We start from the raw sequence: 19,614 nt of genomic DNA, 5'->3' as shown, positions 1-19,614 counted from the left end.
TCGGACAAGGACGAATCTCGGAGAGGGGAGTCATGGCGGAGACGGGAGTATGGGAGGCGGAGAAGTCGGCGCAGCATCAGACGACGCTGCCGGCGGACCAGTTGCTGCATTCGGGGAACGCGGGGCTGATCATCCACCGGGTCGGCCAGCTGGAGTACGAGATGGCCGAGGAGGGCCGGGACTTCAGCGTCGAGCTGGTGAACTACATGAACCGGGCCCAGGTGGGGGTGGCCACGACCTTCCTGTACGAGGAGGTGTTCGGGGTCAAGGACCGGGTGCACTGGTTCGTGCACATGAAGTCCCCCGAGCTGTACAGCAGGCTCCTGGAGATGGTCGACCACGACGCGGCGTTCCAGGACATCTCCCAGCGGGACCGGCTGCCGAAGAAAGGCGGCGGGAACTGGGAGAAGATGTTCGTCTACGGCAGCCTGCGCGAGAAGATCATGTGTCCGCAGCACGGGTTCGCCGAGCACGGCCACCACGAGGAGCCGACCGATCCGCGTGAGCGGCGTGAGTCGTTCGTGCCGCCGGCGACGCACCAGACGTCGCAGCCGCCGGAGCAGCAGCTCAACTCGGCGAACGCCGGCGCGATCATCCTGCGGACCGGGGACGTGCGGTACGAGTTCCGCGAGGAGGGACGGCAGTTCCTCTACGACTGGTCCAACCACATCAACAACGCGCTGCCGGGTCAGGCGACGGCCTTCATCTACGAGCAGACGTGGGGTCAGCAGGACCAGGTCCACTGCCTGATCCACCTGCGCAGCCTCGAGGACTACCGCCTGGTCCAGGAGGTCGACCGCAGCGAGGCCATGGAGAAGGAGGTCTACGACGCCGAGCGGGTGCCGGAGGCCAAGGGTGGCGGCAAGTGGGACCGGCTGTTCGTGCCGACCAGCATCAACGACACGGTGATGGTGCCGCATCTCGCCGGCAGGCGGTGAGGTCGTGGCGCTGGGAATCGAGGCGATCAGCGCGTACGTGGGCCGTGCGTTCCTCGACGTGCGCGGCATGTTCCAGGCCCGCGGCCTGGACATGAGCCGTTTCGCGAACCTCATGATGGAACGGCGCTCGGTCAACGTGCCGTGCGAGGACCCGGTCACCAACGCCGTCAACGCCGCCAAACCGATCGTGGACGCGCTCGACCCGGCCGAACGCGACCGCATCGAGGTGCTGGTCGTCGGCACCGAGTCGGGGCTCGACTTCGGCAAGCCGATCAGCACGTACGTCCACCACCACCTGGGGCTGAGCCCGAACTGCCGGTCCTTCGAGGTCAAGCACGCCTGCTACGGCGGCACGGCGGCACTGCAGACCGCGGCCGGCATGGTCGCGGCGAACCCGGTGCCGGGGGTGAAGGCGCTGGCCGTCGCGACCGACGCGGCCAGCGCCACCGTCAAGGCGTCGTACTGGGAGCCGTCCGAGGGGGCCGGCGCGGTCGCCATGCTGGTCGGCGACGAGGCGAAGGTGCTGGAGATCGACCGGGGGGCCAGCGGGTTCCACACGTTCGAGGTGATGGACACGCTGCGGCCCCGGCACGACATGGACTCGGTGGACCCGGACCTGTCGCTGCTGGCGTACATGCGGTGCGTCGAGGAGAGCTTCGCCGCGTACCAGAAGCGGGTCGCCGGGGCCGACATCGTGGACACGTTCACCTACCTCGCGATGCACACGCCGTTCGCCGGCATGGTCAAAGGCGCGCACCGCAGCCTGCTGCGCAAACAGAAGAAGTACGGCCCGCGTGAGATCGAGGCCGACTTCACCGCCAGGGTCGTGCCGACGCTGACGTACGGCATGCGGGTGGGGAACACGTTCTCCGCCGCGCTGTACCTGGCGTTGTGCTCGCTGCTCGACCACGGGGACTTCACCGAGGCGCGGCGGATCGGGTTGTTCTCGTACGGCTCCGGCTGCGCGTCGGAGTTCTACAGCGGTGTCGTCCCCGCAGGCGCGCGGCCCGCCGTGGACATCGGCAAGGCCCTCGATGACCGGCGGGAGATCACCGTGGACGACCTCGATCTGATCACCGACCTGAGCGCCGACCGGATCTTCGGGGTGCGGGACGCGGTGTTCGACCCCAAGCCGTACGCGGACCTGTTCGAGGACAAGTTCGACGGCCGGGGCCTGCTCGTTCTCGACCGCATCGCGGAGTTCCACCGCGAGTACCGCTGGAGCTGACCATGGCGACGACACTGCGGCTCCAGATCCGGCCCTCCATCGACGGGGTCGCCATCAAGGAGATCCACGACGCGCTCGACGAGGCCGAGGCGACCCCCGACTGCCGCATCCTCGTGCTCGAAGGCGGCGGCGACGGCGTCTTCTGCACCGGACTGAACCTCGAGAGCGCCGCGGGTGAGGACGCCTCCGACGGCGGCGCCGCGTTCTTCGGCCTGCTCAAGCGGCTCACCACCACGCCGCGTGCCGTGGTCGCGCGGGTGGACGGCCGGGTCGCCGGCGGCGGCGTGGGACTGGCCGCGGCGAGCGACTTCGTGTACGCGAGCGAGCGCAGCACGTTCAGCCTGCCGGAGGCCTTGTGGGGGTTGCTGCCGTGCTGCGTGCTGCCGTTCCTGATCCGGCGCACCGGGTTCCAGAAGGCGTACACGATGACGTTCAGCACGCAGCCGGTGGACGCTGTCGAAGCGGAACGGTTCCACCTGGTGGACGCGGTGGCCGACGACCCCAAGGCACTGGTCAACCGGCTCGCGTACCGGCTCACCAAGATGGACGAGTCGATCATCGGGGACATGAAGGGCTACTTCCGCCAGATGTGGATCCTCTCCGACGAGGTCGAGGCGACGGCCGTCAAGGAGTTCAGCCGCCTGATGTCCACCCCCGAGGTACGGCGGCGGCTCACCGACTACGCCACGCACAAACGCTTCCCCTGGGAGCGGTAGAAAGGACGCGCTGCCGATGTCTGTCGTCTGGGCCTTCCCCGGTCAGGGTTCCCACCGCCGCGGCATGGGGGACGGGCTGCTCGAACGCCACCCCGACCTGTGCGCGCGCGCCGACGAGATCCTCGGCTACTCGATCGCCGAGCTGTGCCGCGACGTGCGCCGCCTGCGCGACACCCGGTATGTCCAGCCCGCGCTGTACACGGTGGACGCGCTGACGTACCTCGCGCGGACGGAGGACGACGGGGAACGGCCCGACTACCTGGCTGGACACAGCCTCGGGGAGTACGCGGCGCTGTTCGCCGCCGGATGCTTCGACTTCGAGACCGGCCTGCGGCTGGTGATGCGGCGCGGCGAGCTGATGGGGGAGGCGAGCGGCGGCACCATGAGCGCCGTGCTCGGCGTCCCGAGGGAACGGCTGGAGGAACTGCTCGCCGGCACCGGGGTGGACGTGGCGAACGACAACTCGCCGGAACAGGTGGTCGTCGCCGGTCCCAAAGAGGAGATCCAGGCGGTTTCCCAGGTCATCACGGAGGCCGGAGGGAAGTGCGTGCCGCTCAACGTGCGGACCGCGTTCCACTCGCGGTACATGAAGGACGCGGCGGAGGCGTTCCGCCGGACGCTGGAGTCGGTGGAGTACGCCGAACCGCGGGTCCCGGTCATCGCCAACGTGACCGGCCGGCCGCACGTCGCCGGGGACATCGCCGAGTCGCTCCGCAGGCAGATCGACAGCCCGGTGCGGTGGCTGGACGGCCTGCGGTACCTCATGCGGCAGGGGGTGGACCGGCTGGAGGAGATCGGCCCGGGGGACGTGCTGACCAAGCTGTGGCAGGTCACGCGGAAGTACCCCGTGCCGGACGAACCGGCACAGGTCCCCGGCGCCGCGTCACCGGACGTCCCGACGCGGGCGGCGTCACCCGCGCCGGTCGCCGCGGCCGTACCGGCGCAGCGTCCCGCACCCGCGCGCGGCGCCGAACCCTCGCGAGCATCCGGCACGGACCTCGCCGCGCGGCTCGGCTCGCCGGAGTTCCGTGCGGACTACGGCCTGCGGCACGCGTACCTCGCCGGGTCGATGTTCAAAGGCATCGCCTCCACCGACCTGGTGGTCAGGATGGGGAAGGCCGGCCTGATGGGCTTCTTCGGCGCCGGTGGGCTCAAGCTCGCCGAGATCGAGGACGCGATCCAGGCCATCCGGCGCGGACTCGGCACCGGCGAGGGCTTCGGCATGAACCTGCTGTACGGGTTCGACGAGAACGGCCTCGAACGGGACACCGTGGAGCTGTACCTCAAGCACGACGTCCGCCACGTCGAGGCCGCCGCGTACCCGCACGTCACCGCGCCGCTCGTCCGGTACCGCTTCACCGGGGCCCACCGCGACTCCCGCGGCCGTCCGGTGGCCGTGCGCCACGTCCTCGCCAAGGTGTCACGTCCCGAGGTCGCCACGGCGTTCATGAGTCCACCCCCGGAGCCGGTGCTGCGCCGTCTCGTGGAACGCGGCGAGCTGACCCCGGACGAGGCGGAGGCCGCCGCGTCCCTCCCCGTCAGCCAGGACGTCTGCGTCGAGGCCGACAGCGCGGGCCACACCGACGGCCGTTCCCCTTACGGCCTGATGCCGGCCATGCTGGAGCTGCGCGACCGCGCCAACCGCACCCACGGGTACGCGGGGCCGATCCGCGTCGGCGCCTCAGGCGGCCTCGGCGCGCCTGAGGCGGTGGCCGCGGCGTTCGTCCTCGGCGCCGACTTCGTCGTCACCGGCTCGGTGAACCAGTGCTCGGTGGAGGCCGGGACCTCCGACGAGGTCAAGGACATGCTCGCGGGCCTCGACGTGCAGGACACCACGTACGCGCCGGCCGGTGACATGTTCGAGCTCGGCGCGCGGGTGCAGGTCGCGAGGAAAGGCACCCTGTTCCCGGCGCGGGCCAACAAGCTCTACCAGCTGTACCGCAACCACGGCGGCCTCGACGACCTCGACCCCGCCACGGCCCGCACCGTCCAGGACAAGTACTTCCGCCGTTCCTTCGCCGAGGTCTGGGACGAGACCGCCGCCTACCTGGCCGCGAACAAGCCCGGCGAGCTGGACCGGGCCGAGGCCAACCCCCGCCACAAGATGGCCCTGGTCTTCCGCTGGTACTTCGTCCACTCCATCCGCCTGGCCCTGTCCGGCACCCCCGGCCGCCGCGTCGACTACCAGATCCACTGCGGCCCCGCGATGGGGTCGTTCAACCACTACGCCAGGACCATCGGCCTCGCCGACCGGCGCGACCGCCACGTGGACCTCATCGCCGACCACCTCATGACGGACGCCGCCGCCGTCCTGCACTCCCGCCTGCGTCACCTCTCCGCGCGCTGACCCCCCCGGGGGTCAGTGGACGAAGGGGGTCAGCAGCACGCGGTCCAGGTCCTCCTGGATGGCGTCGAGGACCTCGGGACCGGGCCCCTTGAGGTAGAAGTGGTCGCCGGGGAAGACACGCAGGGAGAAGCCGCCTTCGCCGGCGTCGCGCCACGCGGTGATCTCGTCGGGGTCCACCTCGGGGTCGGCGTCGCCGTGCAGGCCCGAGATGGGGCAGGTCAGCGTGGGTGCGTTCAGCGGGGTGTAGAGCTCGTTCAGCTCGAAGTCGGCGCGCAGCGTGGGGAGGAAGACGTCGAGCAGGCCGGGCTGGTCCATGACGGCCGACGGGGTGCCGTTGAGGGTGGCGAGCTCGGTGAGCAGGTCGTCGTCGGTGAGGTCGCTGAAACGGCGGCGCGCCGTCGGCAGGTGGGGGGCCCGGCGGCCGGAGACGAACAGGATCAGCGGTTCGCCTGGCGCGGTCGCCGCGTTCCCGCCGGTGGTCCGCGCGGAGTGGTGTGCCTTCAACGCGCGTGCGACCTCCCACGCGACGGCGGCCCCCATGCTGTGGCCGAACAACGCGTACGGCCGGTCGGTGTGCGGGGCCAGGACCTCGGTGAGGACCGGGATCAGGTCGGCCATGCGGTTGTACGCGGGCTCGCGCAGGCGGCCCTCGCGGCCGGGGAGCACGACGGGACAGACGTCCACCGAGGACGACAGGTGGTCCTCCCACTGGCGGAACAAGGCGGCGCCACCGCCGGCGTGCGCGAAGCAGAACAGGCGCACCTCGGCGTCCTCGCGGGGGGCTCCTCCGGCGATCCATGCCTTCGACATGCCGCCGAGGCTAACCGGGGGCCGCGGGGGGTCGCTGCTCAGTCTTGAGCAGGCGTGATCCGCCGGGTCCCGGCCGGTGGGGGAGCGAACTTGTGCCGGTGCGGCAGGGGGGGTGGAGCCGGGTCTGACCTGCGATGCCGGGGCCGGTGGTTTTGAGCTGATGTGAGCGCACTGATGGGGGACTGCTCAGTCTTGAGCAGGCATGTCGGGGTCGCGTGATTAGCGTCGGTTACCGGGAGGAGGACCATGGTGTCGAACGAGAGTGTCCTTGAGACGGTGGTCCGGCTGCTCACCGATGTGCTGCCGGGTGAGGACGAACTGACCCCGGAGTCGGTCCTCCGGGATCACGGGCTGGACTCGATCTCCGCGGTGCGGGTGTGGTTCGAGATCCAGCGGGTGTTCTCGCTGGACCTCCCGGTGGAGCGCCTCGGCGAGTGCGTCACGGCGGCCGACCTGGCGGACCGCGTCGCCGAGCACATGGAAGCCGGAGGTACGGCCGGTCACGCGACCGCCGGCACCGGTGCGGGGGCCGGGCCCGTGGTCACCGCACGGCCCGAGGACCGCTTCGCGCCGTTCCCGCTCACCCCCATCCAGCAGGCGTACATGCTCGGCCAGGACGAGGACCTCACCGACGACCCGGTCGGCTGCCACGTGTACCGCGAGTTCGAGGTGGCGGACCTCGACACCGGCCGCCTCGAAGCCGCCTGGCGACGCGTCGTGGACCACCACGACGCGCTGCGGCTCGTCATCGGCGACGACGGCACGCAGGCCGTGCTCGAACAGGCCCCCGGCTGGTCCCTGCCGGTCCACGACGGATCGCCGGAGCAGGCACGCGAACGGCTCACCGGCCACGTGTACGAGCCCGGCGTCTGGCCGCCGTTCTCCGTCGAGGTCACCCGGCCCGGCACCGTCCACTTCGGCATCGACGCGAGCGTGACCGACGGCCGCGGCCTCGACATCCTCCTGCGCGACTGGTGGCGCTGCTACCGCGACCCCTCCCACGAGCTCACCGCCGCCACGCTGTCGGCACGCGACTGCGTCATCGCCTTGGACGAGTACCGCGACGGCCCCGGCGCACACGGGGACCTCGACCACTGGAAGGACCGGCTGCGGGACATGCCGCCGGGTCCGCCTGCCGCCTCCGGCGCCGCCGAGAGCGTGGAACGCACCGCCATCACCGGTGAGCTGACGCCGGACGAGTGGAGCGCGCTGCGCCGCGTCGCCACCGGCCTCGACGTCTCCCCGACGTCCCTGGTCCTGACGCTGTTCGCGGAGGCCTTCGGCGGCTCCTGCTCGCTGGCGCTCACCACCACGGCACGCGCGTGGCTGCCGCGTGAGGTGGACGAGGTCGTGGGCCCGTTCACCTCGACCGCCGTGTTCGTCGCCGACGACACCCGAGGCGAGCCGCTCGACGAGGCGATCCGCGACGTCCACCACCGCCTGTGGACCGACCTCGGCCACGCCGCGGTGTCCGGTGTGACCGTCATGCGGGAACTGCGGGCCTCGGCGCCGCTGCCGGTGGTGTTCACCAGCCTGCTCGACGCGCGGCCCGACGACGCCGTGCCGCCGGTGACGTACGCCGTCAGCCGCACCTCCGGGGTGGCGCTCGACCACCAGATGTGGGAGGACGACGGGGCCCTGCGGTTCCGCTGGGACGTCACGCCGGACCGGTTCACCCCCGGCGCGCTCGACGTCGCGTACGCCGCGTTCCTCAACTCGCTGCGCGCGCTCGCCACCGACGGCGACGCCGTGGAACGGCCGCTCAACGAGCTGCAGAAGGCCTACTACGTGCCGCGCGCCGGCGGCCCCCGCGACTACGACGGCTGCCAGGTCTACCACAGCTTCCACGTCCGCGACCTGGACGTGGACCGTCTCGCCGCCGCGTGGACACGCCTGGTCGCCACCTACGACGCGCTGCGTTCGGAGGTCACGCACGACGGCCGCCTGCGCACCCGGCCCCGCGCGCCGCGTACGTGGACCGTGCCGATGGTGGACGCCGTCACCCCCGACGAGATGACCGCGTCGGCGTACCCGCTCGGCCGCTGGCCCCAGTGGGACGTGCGCGCGAGCCGCGACGGCATGGTGCACGCCGCCATCGACCTGTCCGTGCTGGACGGCAGGAGCATCCACGTCGTCCTGCGCGACCTGTTCCGCCTGTACGCCGACCCCGAGGCGACCCTCCGCGAGGCGGCACCCCCCGAGGAGCACACCCCGGCGTACGACGCGGACTACTGGACGCACCGCTTCGACGACATGCCACCCGGCCCGCCGCTCGACGCGCCGCCGGCCCCCCGCGTACGGCTCGACGGCGCCGTCGAGGAACGGCCCGGCGCCGAACTGCCGGACGAGGTGGTGCTCGCCGCGCTCACCGAAGCGCTGTCGCAGCAGTTCACCGACCCGTTCACCGTGGCCGTCGTCCGCTGGACCGAGGAGTCCGAACGGCACCGGCCCGGCGAGTACACCGCGCTGAGCTGGGTCACCGGCCCCGGCACACCGGCCGAGTACCGCCGCCAGATAGACACCGACCTGGCGCACGGCACCCTCGAAGGTCTCGGCGCGCTGCGCGGCATCACCATGAAGCAGCGCCGCACCCGTTCCTACGGCTTCCCCGTCGTCTACACGAGCACCCTGGAACTCGGCGACCACCCCCTGCCGGACGGCGTCGAACTCGGCCCCTGGATGACCTACACCCCCGACGTCGCGCTCGACTGCATCATCGCGCGCGAAGGGGGACGGCTGCGGTACTGCTGGGACGCGGTCGAGGCCGGCTTCCCCGACGGCCGTCTGCGCGAGCTGTTCGACGCGTTCGAGCGGGCCCTGCGGCGCGGCGCCGAGGAGCACGCCGGCCGGGACACCATCCTGTACACCTGGAACGACACCGCGCGCGAGGTCCCGGAAAGCCGGCCCGCGCACCTGCTGTTCGAGGAAAAGGCACGGGAACGGCCCGACGCCGTGGCCCTGCGCACGCGCGCCGGCACGACCACGTACGGCGAGCTGAACCGCCAGGCCAACACCATCGCGTGGCGGCTCAGGAGCATGGGGGTGACGCCGGGGACCGTCGTCGGCATCCGGCTGTGCCGGGGGGCCGACATGGTGGCCGCCGTGTTCGGCATACTCAAGGCCGGCGGCGCGTACCTGCCGGTCGAGCCGACGCTTCCCGCCGAGCGCGCCAAGGTCATGCTGGACGACGCCGGGGCCGGCATCGTCGTCACCTGCTCCGGCACGGCTGGCTGGCCCGTCCCCGAGCACGTGCGCACCGTCGAGATCGACCTCGACCTCGACCTCGACGACGCCGGCGTCGGCGACCCCGAGCCGGTGAACGGCGCCGACGACCTCGCGTACGTCATCTTCACCTCCGGCAGCACCGGCAAGCCCAAAGGCGTCGAGGTGACGCACCGGCCGCTGCTCAACCTGCTGAACTGGTGCGACCGCACCTACGGCTTCGGGCCGGACGACGTCGGCCTGTGCGTCACGTCGCTCGGGTTCGACCTGTCGGTGTTCGACATCTTCGGCCTGCTCGGCCGTGGCGCGTCGCTCTACATCGCCGACGAGGAGCAGCAGCGCGACCCCGAACTGCTGCTCGACGTGCTGCTCACCGAGCCGATCACGTTCTGGAACTCCGCGCCGACCACCCTGAACCAGCTCTCGCCGCTGTTCGCCGACCGGCGGGGCCACGACGGCACAGGGGACCTGCGGCTGGTGTTCCTCAGCGGCGACTACACGCCGCTGCCGCTGCCGGACGCCGTACGCGGGCTGTTCCCCAACGCGAGGATCGTCAGCCTGGGAGGTGCCACCGAGGCCACCGTGTGGTCCAACTACTTCGAGGTCGGCGAGATCGACCCCGACTGGCGCAGCATCCCCTACGGCCGGCCCATCGACAACGCGCGGTACTACATCCTCGACGAGGACCTCGAACCGTGTCCCGTGGGGGTCGAGGGTGACCTGTACATCGCGGGGGACTGCCTCAGCCTCGGGTACCGCAACCAGCCGGAACTCACGCGGGAACGGTTCGTCCGCGACCCGTTCGTGGACGACCCCGAGCAGCGGATGTACCGGACCGGCGACCGGGCCGCGTTCTTCCCCGACGGGGTCATGACGTTCCTCGGCCGCGCCGACACACAGGTCAAGATCCGCGGCTTCCGGGTGGAGCTCGGCGAGATCGAGCACCGGCTGCGCACCCACCCCGGCGTACGGGACGTCGTGGTGCTCGCACGGGACGACCAGTCGGGGGAACGCAAACTCGTCGGCTACGTCATCGCCGAGACCACTCCGCCGCCGTCCGTGGCCGACCTGCGGCGGCACGCCGCCGAGACGCTACCGGCGTACATGGTGCCGAACTACGTCGCCTTCGTGCCGACCTTCCCCGCGACGTCCAACGGCAAGCTGGACCGCGCGGCCCTGCCGTGGCCCCTGAACGACGACTCCTCCGAGACCGCCGAGAACCCGGCCGCCTCCGCCGGGTCCGCCACCTCTGAGCAGGCGACGCCTTCAGCGGCCGCCGCTGAACCTGCCGGGTCCGCGCCGGTTCCGGCGTCCGGCGAACCGGAGACCGTCGTCTCGCCTGAGCTGGTCGCGGAGATCTCGGCGCTGTTCACCGACCTGCTCGCGGTCCCCGAGATCGACCCCGACGCCGACCTGTGGGACCAGGGTGCCACGTCGTTCACGATGGTCCAGGTCTCCAAGGCCCTGCGCAAGAAGCACGGCCGCCGCGTACCGGTGTCGTCCCTGCTGGACGAGCCCACCGTCAACGCCATCGCGGCCGTCGTCGCCGGTACCCTCCCCGCCGGTCGGACCCCGGCCGGGCCTCCGGCTCCGAGCGAAGCCTCGACCGGGACGACGGGGGACGCGGAAGGCAAGGCCCCGGTCGAGACCAAGGCCCCGGTCGAGAGCGAGGCCCGGGTCGAGAGCGAGGCCCCGGTCGAGAGCGAGGCCCCGGCTGGGACCAAGCCCCCGGCCGGCGCTCAGGCGGCACCGTCGCAGGACGGTCCCGGGGAGGTCGAGTTCTTCTCGCCGGAGGACCGGGCCCGGTTCAAGGACGGCGCGTGGAACCTGCGGCCCCTGGAGCCCACCGCCAGCATCGTCCGCCTCGACCGGCTGGACGTCGCGGACGAGCACTACGACTGGCGTGCCAGCAGCCGCGAGTTCGAGGACGGCGGCATCCCGTACCGCTCCTTCTGCAAGCTGCTCGGCCTGCTCCGCGAGGCCACCGTCGGCGGCAGGGAACGCCACCTGTACCCGTCGGCGGGGGACACCTACGCCGTCCAGGTGTACGCGCAGGTGAAGCGCGGCGCCGTGGACGGTGTCGCGGCAGGCGTCTACTACTACAACCCGCGCGAACACGTCCTCCAGCTCATCGACGACCGGCCCGACCCCGGCAGGTCCATCCACTTCGTCTACAACCGTCCCCTGTACGACCAGGCCGGTTTCAGCCTGTACCTCGTCGGCCAGACCAAAGGCATCCAGCCCCTGTACGCCGAGCAGAGCCTGCGCTACCTCACCCTTGAAGCCGGCTACATGGGCCAGCTCCTGATGTCCGGCCAGGCGGCCTGCGGCATCGGCCTCTGCCCCATCGGCGACGTCTCGTTCGGCCCGCTGCGCGACCGGCTGGCCCTCGACGACGGCCACCACTTCCTGCAGGCCTTCCTCGGCGGCCCCGCGCGCTTCGCGACCCGCGCCGTCGAGACCGGCGAGACCCCCATGTTCACCGCTCCGGTCCCCGCCGCCGCCGACGGCCCCCGCGAAGGCGTCGCGGTCGTCGGCCTCGCCGGCCGCTATCCCGGCGCCGACGACCTGGACACCTTCTGGCGCAACCTCACCGAAGGCGTGTCCACGATCGCCACGGGAGAGCTCACGGAAGGCGGGTCCTCGGCCGGCACCGGACCACGCGGCGAGACCGCGGCCGGGTCCTCGGGACCGCGCGGCCATGGCGTACCAGGTGGCTACCTCGACCACATCGACCGGTTCGACAGCCTGCTGTTCCACACCGCGCCACGTGAGGCCGAGACGCTCGACCCGCAGCTGCGGCTGCTGCTGCACAGCGTGTGGGAGTGCCTGGAGAACGCCGGCCACACAGCCGCGTCGCTGCACCGGGCCGCACCGCGTGTCGGGGTGTTCGTCGGCGCGATGTGGCACGACTACCAGCACGCCGGCGCCGCCGCGTGGCGCGACGGCGGGGACGCCGTGGTGTCGGCCACCGCGTCGGAGACCGCCAACCGGATCTCGCACTTCTTCGGCTTCACCGGCCCGAGCCTCGCCGTGGACACCTCGTGCTCGTCGTCCCTGACGGCGCTGCACCTGGCCGTGGAGAGCCTGCGCCGCGGCGAGTGCGACGCGGCCGTCGTCGGCGGGGTCAACCTCGTCGCCGACGACTACCACACCGGTGTGCTCGCCGGACTCGGCCTGCTCGCCGAGAACCCCGCGAGCCGCGCCTTCGACGCGGACAACCCGGGGTGGACGGTCGGCGAAGGCGCCGGGGTGGTGCTGCTGCGCCGCGTCGCCGACGCCGTACGGGACCGCGACGTCGTCCACGGCGTCATCGAGGCCACCTGGACCGCGCACGCCGGTCACGCGGGACGTTTCACCGCGCCGAGCGCCGGCGCGATGGCCGCGTCCATGCGGGAGACCCTGGACCGCGCCGGGGTGGACCCGGCCGACGTCTGCTACGTGGAATGCGCCGCCGCCGGGGCCGGGCTCGCCGACGCCGCCGAGATCGAGGCGCTCACCGAGGTCTTCGGCGGACGCGAGGAACCGGTCGCGGCCGGGACCGTCAAGCCGAACATCGGCCACCTGGAGGCGGCGTCCGGCATGTCGCAGCTCACCAAGGTGCTGCTGCAGATCAGGCACGGACGGATCGCGCCGACCCTGCTGTCCGGCCGGACCAACCCGCTGGCCGAGCTGGACGGCACCGCCGTGGAGATCGCCGACCGGCTCGGCACCTGGGAACACGAGCCGCGTATCGCTCTGGTCAACGCGTTCGGCGCCACCGGCACGCACGCGCACGCCGTGCTCCGCTCACCCGCGCGGCACGAACGGTACGCACCGGCCCGCGCCGACGGCAGGCCGCACGCCGTCCTGCTGTCCGCGGCCGGCCCCGACCAGCTCACCACCTCGGCCCGCCGCCTGCTCGACCACCTCACGCAGGAGCCGGCCCCGGCTGTGGCCGACATCGCCTTCACCACCCAGACCGGCCGCGCCGCGCTGCCGCACCGCCTCGCCGTCACGTGCGCCGACCTCGACGGCCTGCGCGCCGCGCTGCGCGCCTACCTGGCCGGCGAACCCTGCGACGCGCTGACCACCGGCGTCGCCGACCGTCCCGCCGCCGCCTCGGCCGAACCCCCGGCCGCCGAGCCGGACGCCGCCGCGGCATGGGTCTCCGGCCAGGACGTGCGGTGGGAGAACTACTGGCCGGTCCCCGGGTCCCGGGTGTCCCTGCCGCCGTACCCGTTCGCCGCGGAACCGTACTGGATCAAGGGCCCCGGCGGACGGACCGGCACCGCTCAGGACCGGCGGCCCCTCGCCGTACGGCACGAGACCTCCGCAACCGAGGCGACGCATGCGGTCGAGCCGACGCCGGCCGACGAGCCGACGCGTGCCATCGAGCCGACGCGTGCCGCCGAGCCCGTGCGCGCCGGCGTCGCGGAGGTACGGCCGGAGGTCGACGACGACCACGGTCTGTGTGACTACCTCAAGAGCATTTATGCGGAGGTGTCCGGGATCCCGGCCGAACGGCTCAGCGAGTACACGCCGCTGGAGCAGTACGGCCTCACGTCCCTCATGGTGACGCAGCTCAACACACGGCTGCATGAAGATCTCGGCGAACGCTCGCGTACTCTCTTCTACGAGCACACCGACCTCGCCGGCGTCGCCTCCGCTCTCGCCGCCGCAGGCCGGCGCGCTCCCGCCGACCAGAACGCACCGACCCCCGACCAGGCCCCCGACCAGGCCTCTCACCAGGCCCCCCACCAGGCACCGTCCCGGCCGGACGTCACCACCGCCGCTCCCCGGCCCGTACCCTCCGGGGACGCCGTGCGGGACGACAGAACTCCGGTCCGGGACGGTGTCGGGGCCCTCCTCGGGGACGGGATCGCGATCATCGGTATCGCGGGCCGCTACCCGGACGCGCCGGACCTCGACACGCTCTGGGAGAACCTCGCCGCAGGCCGTGACTCGACCAGGCGCGTTCCCGACGAACGGGTCCGCGAGGGCTGGCCGGCGGAGATCATGCGCGGCGGCTTCCTCGACGGTGTCGACGAGTTCGACCCGTACCTGTTCGGCATCACCCCGCGTGACGCCGCACTCATGGACCCCCAGGAACGCATCTTCCTCGAAGTCGTCTGGGAGACCCTGGAGGACGCCGGTTACCCCCGCACCCGGCTGCGCGAACGGCACGGCTCGAACGTCGCCGTCTACGCCGGTGTGATGCACAACGAGTACCCGTACTTCGGTGTGGAGAGCACCCTGCGCGGCGCTCCCCAGGACACCGGCGCCACCCCGGCCGGGATCGCCAACCGTGTCTCGTACCACCTCGACCTCATCGGCCCCAGCATGTCGATCGACACGATGTGCTCCTCGTCCCTCACGGCCCTGCACCTCGCCGTACGGTCGCTGCGCCACGGCGAGTGCGAGCTCGCCATCGTCGGCGGCGTCAATCTGTCCCTCCACCCGAACAAGTTCATCCAGCAGAACCGCATGAAGATGTCCGCCGGGGACGGCGTCTGCCGCAGCTTCGGCGCAGGCGGCGACGGTTTCGTCCCCGCCGAGATGGCAGGCGCGGTGCTGCTCAAGCCGCTGTCCCGGGCCGTCGCGGACGGCGACCGCGTGCACGCCGTCATCCGAGGCACCGCCGTGCTGCACACCGGCAGGACCAACGGCTGGGCCGTCCCGAGCGCCGCCATGGAAGGCGAGGTCGTCCGCCGGGCCCTCGCCGACGCCGGCGTCCCCCCGGCCGGCATCGGCTACATCGAATGCCACGCTCCGGGAACCGACCTCGGCGACCCCATCGAGGCCACCGCGCTCACCCGCGCCTACGCCGCCACCGGCCTCGAACCCGGCAGCATCCCCATCGGCTCCATCAAGTCCAACTTCGGCCACGGTGAACCCGCCGCAGGCATCGCCGGCCTCACCAAGATCGTCCTCCAGCTCCGCCACCGCGAACTGGCCCCCAGCCTCCACGCCGACGACCTCAACCCCAACATCGACTGGCACCAGATCCCCTTCCGCCTCCAACGCCACCGCACCCCCTGGCCGACCACCCCCGGCACCCCCCGCCGCGCCGCCCTCAGCTCCTTCGGCGCCGGCGGCACCATAGCCCACGCCGTCATAGAAGAACACCTCCCGACCGCCACCAAGAACCCCTCAACCAGGGACCACCTCCCCACCTCCACCAGGGACCACCTCCCCACCTCCACCAGGGACCACCTCCCCACCTCCACCAGGGACCACCTCCCCACCTCCACCGAAGCACTCCTCCCCGACCCCACCTCTGACCCCGGCCACCCCGAACTGATCGTCCTGTCCGCACGCGACGAGGACCGCCTGCACGCCGTCTGCACCCGCCTCGCCGCCTTCCTCCGCCGAGACCACACCTCGTCCGACCCCGCGACCCTCCTGAACGAACTCCGCCGCATCGCCTCCGGCGAGACCTCCACCCCCCTCACCGCCGCCGAACTGGCCACCCACCTCCTGCGCACCCACGCCGACCAGGGCCCGTCCCTGCGCGACATCGCCTACACCCTCCAGGTAGGCCGCGAACCCCTCCGCGAACGCCTGGCCCTCATCGCCGCGTCAACCGACGACCTCGTGTCCCGACTGACCCGTTACACCAACGGCGACCCCACCCCCGTGATCCGAGGTCGCGCCACCACCGGCAACCCCGGCCACGAACCCCAGACCTGGCAGACCACCCCACCCGACCTCCCCACCCTGGCCCACCACTGGGTGACCGGCGGCCACATCGACTGGGACTCCCGCCGCCACCCCTCCTCCCGAATAATCCCCCTCCCCACCTACCCCTTCACCCGCCTCCCTTGCCGCCTCCCGTCCCCCACCGACCACGCCGACCGGACCGACCACGCCGACCGGACCGGCTCTGCCGACCGCACCGAAGCGGCCGCCACCCCCTCCCGCCACGACGGCCCCACTCTTCGGCGCCGCGACGGCGGGACGTGGTACGGCGAATCCGGCGCCGTCGTACGGCGGGGAACCCGCGCCGGGGACGGTCGTGGAGAAGAGATCCCCCTTTACGAGAAGACCTGGGTGGAGGCAGGAGACTTCACCGGGACCGGGATAGCCGGCGCCGGCACGGTCCTCGTCCTCTTCACCTCGCAGAAGGAACTGGCGGAGCGACTCGCAGCAGAGATCGGCCCCGACAGGGCCGTTCTCGTCGAAAGCCCCGGCCCGGAGGTCGACCTCCCGGCGGACCTCGTCGGCTGGATCGACCTGTGCGACCTCGGCAGTGAGGACCCCGCAGGGGAACTGGGACGCCTGGAACTGCTCCAGCGAGCCCTCGGGGGACGCGCCGACCTTCGGGTCCTGCACGTCACCAGAGGGCTGCTGGACCTGGACGGCCCCAGGCCGAGCATGGCAGGCGGCCGTATGGCCTCCTTCGTCCGCATGATCTCCGCCGAGTTCCCCGGAGTGGCCGCCACCGTCCTCGACATCGACGAGCCCACCGCGGAGGCCGTTCTCCACGAGGCCGGCACGACCGACCACTACAGCGAGGTCTGCCACAGGAACGGCACGCGCCACCGTCCGGCCCTGCGTGAACTGACCACCGACCACACCCCACTGAACATCGACCCGGACGGCGTCCACGTCGTGACCGGCGGCACCCGAGGCCTCGGCGCACTGGTGGCACGGCACCTGTGCACGAGCGGCGCCAGGAAGCTGGCCCTGCTCGGCGAACGGCCGATCCAGCCAGGCGAGCAGACCGACGCCATCGAGGCCCTGGAGCAGGCCGGAGCGCAGGTGATGGTCCACACCGGACCCCTCACCGACAGACCAGCCGTCGAGCGCTTCCTGGCAGACGTACGCCGCGACCTCGGCGACATCGCCGGCGTGGTCCACTGCGCCGGCCGAGGCAGCCGTGGCCGTCCCTCTCTCGCGCACAAGGACCCGAGCGACATGGAGACCGTCCTGGCCCCCAAGACCGACGGCCTGGAGACCCTGGCGGAAGCCTGCGCAGGCGACCACCTGAGATTCTTCGTGACGTTCTCCTCCATCAGCGCCGCCGTCCCCCGCCTCGCCGCAGGCGTGTCCGACTACGCCGCCGCGAACGCCTTCATGGACCTCTACACCGGCTACCGGAGGCGCTCCGGCGACCAGCGGTTCCGCTCGATCGACTGGCCGCAGTGGCGCGAGACCGGCGGCGCGAAGGGTGCGCCGAACCCCTGCGCGGCCATCGGCATCGACACGATCGGCGACGAGGACGGCCTGCGGGTGCTCGACCGCGTGCTGACCCTGCGGGACGGCGCCACGGTCGTCCCCTGTCCTCCCCGCGACGGCACCGTTCCCGACCTGGACACACTGCTCACGACCACCGGCGCGGCCAGAACGGCTGGAGCTGCCAGAACGGTCGAACCCGCACCGCGTCCAAAGGCCGTGGCACGCGCGCCACGTCCGAGGACCGAGGACTGGCTCACCGAGATCTTCTCCCGAACTCTCGGCATCCCCAGAGCCGACCTCGACCCCACGATGGAGTTCGGCGACATGGGTGTCGAGTCGGTGATGCTCGCCGAACTCGTCCAGCGCATCGAGGAACGCCTCGGCGCGAGCCTGGAGCCGTCCGCGCTGCTGGAGCACCCCACCCTCGACCGCCTGCGCGACCACCTCGGCCTCGACGACCCCGCAGCCGCGGACCACCAGGACGACCCCGAAGTCACGGACGACGAGCTCGAAGTCACGGACGACGACACGTCCGAGGTCACCGACGACGAACCGGTGGGAAGCCACAGCGCACCCATGATCGTGCCGAGCCGCGCGACCCCGTCCGGCACGAAGACCCGAGCGACCCCGTCCGGCACCGAGACCAAGGTGGCGATCGTCGGGATGGCGTGCCGCCTCCCTGACGCCCCCGACATCGCCACCTTCTTCGACAACCTCCTCGCCGGCCGCAGCGCCGTCCGCGAGGTCCCGCCGTCCCGTTGGGACCACCGCGAGCTGTACTCACCGGAACCGCAGGTCGGCCGCAGCATCAGCAAATGGGGTGCGTTCGTCGACGGGATCGAGGACTTCGACCCCGGCTACTTCGGCATGAGCGACGACGAGGCCCGCGTCCTGGACCCCGCGATCAGGCTGGTCCTCGAATGCTGTGCCACCGCGATCAGCGACGCCGGGTACGACCAGGAGGAACTGCGCGGCGGGAACCTCGGCGTGTTCATCGGGGCCCGCATGTCGGACTACGGCCGCCGCGCCGGCGTACGTCCAGGCGGTCTGGCCGCGGACCAGAACTTCATCGCCGCGAGGGTCGCGCACCACTTCGACCTGCGTGGCCCCAACCTCGTCGTGGACAGCGCCTGCTCGTCGGCGCTCGTCAGCGTGAAGCTGGCCTGCACCAGCCTGCTGGCCGGTGAGGCCGACCTGGCGCTCGCCGGCGGCGTCGAGGTGCTGCTCGACGAGAACGACTACCTCCAGCTCAGCGCGGCCAAGGCGTTGTCGCCGACGGGCCGGTGCCACACGTTCGACGCGAGCGCCGACGGGTTCGTCCCCGGCGAGGGCTGCGGCGTCGTCCTGCTCAAGCCGCTCGCGGCGGCGATCGCGGACGGCGACCGTGTCCACGCGGTCATCGACGCGGTCGCGGTGAACAACGACGGCCACACCATGGGGATCACCACCCCGAACCCCAAGGCCCAGGCCGAGGTCGTACGGCGTGCGCTGGCCGCCGCCGGACGGACCGCGCGGGACATCGGCCTGATCGAGGCGCACGGCACCGGCACGCTGATCGGCGACCCGATCGAGCTGCGCGCACTCACCGAGGTGTTCCGCGAGACGACCTCTGACACCGGGGTCTGCGCCATCGGCAGCGTCAAGACCAACATCGGCCACACCCTGACCGCCGCCGGCGTCCCCGGCCTGCTCAAGGCGGCGCTCGCCGTGGAGACCGGCCGGATCCCCGCGACGCTGGACTGCGACAACCCGAACCCCCGGTTCGACTTCGCCGCCTCCCCGTTCCGGCCCGCCACCGAGACCCGCGACTGGCCCGCGACGGGACGGCCGCGCGTCGCCGGAGTGAGCTCGTTCGGCCTCGGCGGCACCAACGCGCACCTGATCGTGAGCGAACTCCCGCCAGGCGCACGCGACGGCGCGCCACCACCACGCGACCCGCGACCCGCACCGGCCTTCACCCGCAGACGCCTCTGGCTCGACAAGCCGGAACGGCCCACGGGACCTGAGAGCGCCGAGCGGCCCGAGAGCGCCGAGCGGAACGGCGGCGCCGAGCGGCCCGGTGGCGAGCGGCCCGGCACGGCGGTGCCGTCCCGACGGCCAGAAACCGGCGGCCGTACCGCGAGCAAGCCGCTCTCGATCCTCGACCTCGAACTCACGACGAACGGCGACCGAGCGAGAAAGGGTGCCTGAACA

At 71.9% G+C, this 19,614-nt stretch carries 6 protein-coding genes; 5 read left to right on the top strand and 1 reads right to left on the bottom strand.

Going from position 1 to position 19,614, the window contains the following annotated elements; translation table 11 throughout:
• Positions 1-32: 32 nt before the first annotated feature.
• The 4 genes from BJ992_RS25580 to fabD are packed head-to-tail and all read left to right on the top strand — an operon-like array spanning position 33 to position 5,229.
• Positions 33-938, top strand: coding sequence for a DUF6039 family protein (locus BJ992_RS25580; protein ID WP_184985223.1), 906 nt, complete (start codon positions 33-35; stop codon positions 936-938).
• A gap of 4 nt (positions 939-942) precedes the next feature.
• Positions 943-2,166, top strand: a complete 1,224-nt coding sequence (locus BJ992_RS25575) for a hydroxymethylglutaryl-CoA synthase family protein (RefSeq protein WP_343072850.1) — start codon at positions 943-945, stop codon at positions 2,164-2,166.
• 2 nt (positions 2,167-2,168) lie between these two features.
• Positions 2,169-2,882 (top strand): enoyl-CoA hydratase-related protein, encoded by a 714-nt coding sequence (locus BJ992_RS25570; protein WP_184985221.1) that lies wholly within the window; start codon positions 2,169-2,171, stop codon positions 2,880-2,882.
• A gap of 16 nt (positions 2,883-2,898) precedes the next feature.
• On the top strand, positions 2,899-5,229 hold the full coding sequence (gene fabD / locus BJ992_RS25565) for an ACP S-malonyltransferase (protein ID WP_184985219.1): 2,331 nt from the start codon (positions 2,899-2,901) through the stop codon (positions 5,227-5,229).
• Positions 5,230-5,241: 12 nt separating this feature from the next.
• On the opposite strand, the gene BJ992_RS25560 is transcribed toward fabD, so the two are convergent.
• Positions 5,242-6,039 carry a thioesterase II family protein gene (locus tag BJ992_RS25560; RefSeq protein WP_184985217.1) on the bottom strand — a complete coding sequence of 266 codons (798 nt, stop codon included), beginning with the start codon at positions 6,037-6,039 and terminating at the stop codon, positions 5,242-5,244.
• Positions 6,040-6,285: 246 nt separating this feature from the next.
• Between BJ992_RS25560 and BJ992_RS32310 the strand changes: the two genes are divergently transcribed.
• A complete protein-coding gene (locus BJ992_RS32310; protein WP_221474973.1) occupies positions 6,286-19,611 on the top strand; it encodes an amino acid adenylation domain-containing protein in 13,326 nt (4,441 codons plus the stop codon).
• Positions 19,612-19,614 lie beyond the last annotated feature (3 nt).

It is taken from the genome of Sphaerisporangium rubeum (genome assembly GCF_014207705.1).
Classification (GTDB): domain Bacteria; phylum Actinomycetota; class Actinomycetes; order Streptosporangiales; family Streptosporangiaceae; genus Sphaerisporangium; species Sphaerisporangium rubeum.
The sequence above is the reverse complement of the archived record's forward strand: the minus strand, read 5'-3'. Positions and strand labels throughout refer to the sequence as shown.